Consider the following 5,817-nt stretch of genomic DNA (forward strand, 5'->3'; position numbering starts at 1 on the left):
GGTCGACGCACCGCTCGCCGAGAAGTACCCGACCGCCCCCGAGTAGACCCCGCGCGGCGCCGCCTCGAGCCGGTCCGCGATCGCCGTGGCGCTGCTCTTCGGCGCTCCCGTCATCGACCCGGGTGGGAAGGCCGCACGGACCGTCGCGGCACGCGAGGCGCCGACCGGCAGCACCGCGGAGACCGTCGAGACGAGCTGGTGCACGCTCGCGTAGGTCTCCACCGCGCACAGCCGGTCGACGTGCACGGACCCCGGCACCGCGGTGCGCAGCAGGTCGTTCCGCAGCAGGTCGACGATCATCACGTTCTCGGCGCGGTCCTTCGCGCTCGTGGCGAGGTCCGCCCGCGCCGCCGTGTCCGCCTCCGGGTCCGCGACGCGCCGACGGGTGCCCTTGATCGGTTCCGCGGTGACCACGCCGTCCGCCGTGATCCGCAGGAACCGCTCCGGCGAACGGCTGGCCACACGGAGCGCACCGAGGCGGAGGTAGGCCCCGAACGGGACCGGGTCCGCGGCGCGCAACCGGAGGTACTCGGCGAGGTGGGCGTCCGTGCCGGGGGCGACCCCTGCCTCCAGGCCGGGCACCGCGAAGGCGGTGGTGAGGCAGACCTGGAAGGCGTTGCCCTCGCGGATCTCGCCGCGACACGCCTCGACTGCAGCCTCGTAGGCGGCGCGCGAGACGCGTCCTGCCGCGGCGACGGCCGGGAGGCCCGGGGGCGCCTCCGCCACGTCGGCACGCGTCGGCGGGACGGTCACCTCCTCGAGCCAGGCCCGGTTGGCCGCGCTGGCCGCGGGCTCCGCGTCCACGACGAGGGCGAGCGCCCACGCGCCGCCGTCCGGTCCCACCACCACCGCACGGTCGACGAACCGGAGGTCCGCGTCCGCGTGGCCGTCGGCGGTCCGGTCGGGCCCGCCCGACTCGCGTCCGAGCTCGTAGCCGAGGAATCCGACCCAGCCGAGGGCGAAGCCGCACCCCCGGACCGGTTCCGGGAGGCGGGGCGTCCGCGCGAGCAGGTCGTCGAGGACCGCGAACGCGGGAGCGTCCGAGCTCCGGTCCGACCCGAACCACGCCCGCGACGCCGCGGACACGTCGACCCGGGCCCGTCGCCGTTCGTGCCGGAGGCGGGCCGCGAAGGGACCGTCGGTGCAGGCCAGCACGGACCACGCCGCCCGGGCCCGCGCGGTGTCGGGGGTACCGTCGGGCAGCCCGGAGTCGAGCCAGACGACGTCCTCGGTGCCGTCGGCGAGTGCGGCGAGGTCCGGCGAGCCGGGGAGCCGCCGGACCTCGACGCGGGGTCGTTCGGCGTCGGTCAGACCGCTGCGATCGTCCATGCTGCGGTGTGTGCGGCACCCGGTTCGAGGACGACGAGTCCCCGGTCGGCGCCGGTGTTGAACGCGTCCGGCGCGCACGTCATCGGCTCGACGGCGAGGCCGGCGCGGTGGTACTCGGCCACGACGTGGTCAGCGGTGTGCACCTGGACCCAGCCGCACTCGGTGCCGAAGGTCACCCGGACGCCGTGGCCGTCGGCGGCGACCACGTCGATCGCCGCGGTGCCGTCCGCGTCACGGTCGAAGCCGGTGAACGCGTGGTCGACGAAGCGCGGGCCGATGACGGTGGGCGCACGCAGGTCGAACTCGTCGTGCACGGGCACCAGGGCCGTCGGGATGAGCCGGTCCGGCGTGACCTCGAGGACCTCGGCGGCGGGCAGCGTCAGCGTCCAGTCGTCGACCGTGCCGGGGCCGGCGACGAGGTACGGGTGCGGGCCGGTCCCCCAGGGCGCACGCGCGGGTCCGGTGTTCCGACCGGTGACCGCGGTCTGCAGCCCCGTACCGTCGACGCGGTACTCGACCGTGACGACGACGCGGAACGGGTACCCGGCCTGCGCAGCGATCGTCGTGGTGAGGACCGCACGATCGGACTCGTGCGCCTCGACCGCGAAGTCGGTCCAGCCGACGAGCCCGTGCAGCGCGTGCTGGCGGGTCGGCTCGGTGAGCGCGAGCTCGTGGTCGGTGCCGTCGAAGGCGTACCGGCCGTCCACCACCCGGTTCGGCCACGGCGCGAGCACCGCGCCGCGGAACACCGGCCGGACCTCGTCGGCCGCGAAGGGGACCACGAGGTCCCGGCCGTCGTGGCGCAGCGAGCGGAGCGTGGCGCCCACCGTGGCGATCTCGGCGGTGTACCCGTCGGCGGCGATCGTCAGCTGCGATCCGGACAGCGGGGCACCCTCGCCCACGTGCTCAGCACTCATGTGCTCAGCGTACCGACCCTCGGGAGGCCGCCTGTTCCGCGTCGGGAGATCGACGGCAACGAGTCCGCAACGTCACGCGTCATGTCCTCACATGAGATATGTTGCAGATCAGCTCGACGCCGCGCTGGAACGGCGCGGGCGAGCTGTTCGATCCACAGATGGAGACCCCATGCGCACACGCACGCCCTTCCGGGCTGCCCTCGCGACGACCGCGTTCGCCGCCGTCGTCGCGAGCTCGCTCGTGTCCGGTTCGACCGCACTGGCAGGGCCTGAGCCCGACCCGGCGACGGCGACCGCCACGGCGACACCGACCGCGACGGCGGCACCGACCACGACGGCGACGGCGACGGCTCGGCCGACGCCCCAGCCCACGCCCTCGCCCGTGCCCACTGCCGAGCGGTCGGAGCGGGCTGCCCCGACCCCGGCCGCGGGCACCGCGTCCGCGGTCGCCCTGGCGGTCGAGGTCGCGAAGGACGGGAACGGTTCGTTCTCGCGGACCGACGAGCCCGGCGGCGACACGAGCGACGCGAACGGCATCGTCCGCACCCTCGACGCCATCACGTACCGCGTCACCGTCAGCAGCAACGACGGGGACAGCGAGAACGAGCGCTTCACCCTCACCGCTCCGACCGGAACGTCCTGGGCGACGCTCCCCCGCGCCTGCACCGGCGTCGGCAGCGGCATCAGCGGCCAGACCCTGACCTGCAACCTGGGCAGGGTCGCCGAAGGCCGGGCCATCGCCACACCGGTCGTGCTCGACGTCTCGGGCGACCTCAGGAACGGTGACAGCATCGCCGTCGACGCAACCGCGACCGCCGACAACGCCGCCAACGGCCACGTCGAGGCCGCCTCCCCCACCACCACCGTCTCAGCCGCGGCCCGCTACAACCTCAGCAAGCGCACGCTGAACAGTGTCTTCAGCTCGGGCGTGGTCGGTCCGGACGGCACGACCGAGGGCATCCAGATCACCTACCCGATCACCGTCGACTGGCAGCCGCTCGAGCCGGGGCAGGGACTCCTCGGCTTCGAGAAGAGCGACGGCACCATGCGCTTCCGCGACGACCTCTCGCAGATTGCCGGGGACCTCCCGTCGGGCGCCGTGCTCTGGAGCCGACGAGGGGCGTGCCAGGTCCACGGCACTGCGGGTGGCAACACGTTCGCAGGTCTCCCCCGTGGGACGGGTGGCGGTGCGACCGGCGTCACCGACTCCGGTGAACTGACCTGTACGCAGGACGCGCCGGGTGGGGACGTCGACGTGACGTTCACCGGCGTCGTCACCGATCCCACGCACCTCCCGACGAAGGGCATCGACGGCGGCGCCCTCACCGCGCCGGACAGGGCGTACTTCGCCGTCGGAGTCATCAGCTTCTGGATGCCGAACCTGCCCGAGGGCGCCAGTGTCCTCTCGACCAACACCTTCACGCCGCTCGAGACCACGTCCGTCAGCGGCGCCGCCAACTTCGCGGGGAGCACCGAACCCCTCGCCGACAACTCCTCGACGCGGAACCTCGACAACATCGCGCGTGGCAGTGGGAGCAAGCAGGTCTTCCAGATCGACGCCGCTGGCGAGCAGGTGACCGGCTCGGCGAAGAAGGGCGACCCCTGGGTGGCCCCCGGCCAGGTGCTGCGCAGTCTGGTCTTCGGGAACAACACCACAGTCAGCAACCGCCGGTACACCGTCTGCGACACCTTCGACCGCAGCACCCAGACACTGACGAAGGTGGGCGGCGTCTACGCGTCCGCCTCCAACGCGAGCAACCTCTCCGTGCAGTACGCCGCGTTCGACATGACGAGTCCGATGGCCGGTCGCGACGCGACGTGCGACGACGAGGACGGCCCCTGGTACAGCACGCCCGCACAGGTGCCCGGTGGCCCCGCGGCGGTGGGAGCGGTCCGGGCCTCGGGGGACGTCCGGGGCGGGCAGAGCATCCTCCTGCAGACCCACACGCGGGTGCGAGCGGTGCCGGACGGCACTCGCGTCCGCGACTTCGGCCACGTCAAGCTGGGCGTCGGGCCCTGGGTCCACGACCGCAACGACCCGCTCGTCGGTGCCGGCGCCTACGCCGACAGCGTCCTCGTCACCGAGAACCTGGCTCGCATCGGGAAGAAAGTCGTCGACGCGGGCCACGACGCCGACGACACCCCGGACAAGACGACCATCGTGTCCGCTGGAGACACGGTGACCTACGCGCTCTACCCCTCGTTGAGCGACCGAGGCGTCAGCGACCGGAGAACGGACGTCACCGTCCAGGACGTCCTGCCCGTGAACACCTCGTACGTCCCCGGCAGCGCGTCCCGCTCACCCGACCTGGACACCGTGGTCGCCGAGGACGGAACCACCCGTGAACGGCTGACCTGGACGATCGAGGACGTCCTCCCGAACACCACGATCGACGCGATCACCTACGACGCGCGGGTCTCGAAGCTCACGCCGAGCGGGACGCTCACGAACGGGGTCGTGATCTCGTCACCGTCCGACAGCTCGGGTGAGGAGGAACGTTCCGCGGAGCGGTCCGTGCGGGTCGTCTCGTCCGGCGGTGTCGGTGCCGAGAAGGCTGCCGTGCACCCCGTCGTCGTGACCGGCGACGACCTCGAGTGGACCCTCGGGTACACGAACGTCGACGCCACGCCGATCGAGGCCGCCGACCTCATCGACGTGCTCCCCTACCCCGGCGATGCGCGCGGGTCGGACTTCCACGGCACCGCGGTCCTCGCCGCCCCGGTGGACGTCGATGCCGCGAACGGTGAGACCGTCCGGTACACCGCCGCCGCCCCCGGCACGGTCTCGATCGACGGCAGCCACCCGTCGAACCAGGCCGGCGGCACGACCCGCTGGTGCTCCGCGAGCGAGTTCGGCACGGACGGCTGCCCCGCGGACCTGGCCGCGGCGACCGCGTTCCGTCTCCAGCGCAGCGAGCCGATCCCCGTCGGTGCGACCGTGGAACGCGCTGTCACGCTGCACACCGACGGGCAACGGCACGGCGACCGGTACGTGAACCGCTTCGGTCTCCGCGCCTCGAACCTGCCGCTGCCCGTGCAGTCGAACGCGGCCACCATCCGCGTCGTTGCGGGCTCCGTCGGCGACACCGTCTGGCTCGATGCGAACGGCAACGGCCTGCAGGACGACGAGCGGACGCTGCCCGGCGTCCGTGCCCGGCTCACCGGCACCGACGACCGCGGACAGGATGTCGACCGGACCACGACGACCGACACCGACGGAAGGTACGTCTTCGACGAACTCCGCCCCGGGGACTACACGGTGCGGTGGATCGCTCCGGACGGCGACCACTTCACCGTGGCGCGCGTCGGGGACGACCGGGACGCGGACTCCGATGCCGACGCCGACGGGGTCTCCGACTCCGTGCTGCTGACGAAGGAGGTCGACGACGAGGGCCGGTTCGACGGGGTGACCCGGACGACAGCGCTCGATGCAGGTCTCGTCGAGGACGACGCACCGGTGGACCCCACGGATCCGGGAGATCCCGCCGGTCCGGTCACGCCCGTCGACCCGGGGACGACGGAACCGCCGACCGACGCGTCCGGCGCACCGGAGCCGGACCCGGGCTCGACG

The 5,817-nt window shown here is 73.1% G+C and carries 3 protein-coding genes; 1 reads left to right on the plus strand and 2 read right to left on the minus strand.

Annotated elements, in window-relative coordinates; all coding sequences use genetic code 11:
* Nucleotides 1-1,329 (minus strand): anthranilate synthase component I family protein (locus I59_RS12635; RefSeq protein ID WP_022904176.1); only part of this gene is annotated, 1,329 nt, incomplete at its 3' end.
* Entirely contained in the window at nucleotides 1,308-2,246 is a 939-nt protein-coding gene (locus tag I59_RS12640; RefSeq protein ID WP_031273754.1) for an aldose 1-epimerase family protein, read from the minus strand. The genes I59_RS12635 and I59_RS12640, both read right to left, overlap by 22 nt.
* A gap of 169 nt (nucleotides 2,247-2,415) precedes the next feature.
* Between I59_RS12640 and I59_RS19975 the strand changes: the two genes are divergently transcribed.
* Nucleotides 2,416-5,817 (plus strand): SdrD B-like domain-containing protein (locus I59_RS19975; RefSeq protein WP_049976583.1); only part of this gene is annotated, 3,402 nt, incomplete at its 3' end.

Origin of the sequence: Curtobacterium sp. B8, assembly GCF_000333315.1 — a bacterium.
Lineage (GTDB): Bacteria > Actinomycetota > Actinomycetes > Actinomycetales > Microbacteriaceae > Curtobacterium > Curtobacterium luteum.

What these genes read in the sequence shown, in the direction of transcription:
- I59_RS12640 (WP_031273754.1), bottom strand. Translation starts at nt 2,246, where the DNA reads ATGAGTGCTGAGCACGTGGGCGAGGGTGCCCCGCTGTCCGGATCGCAG.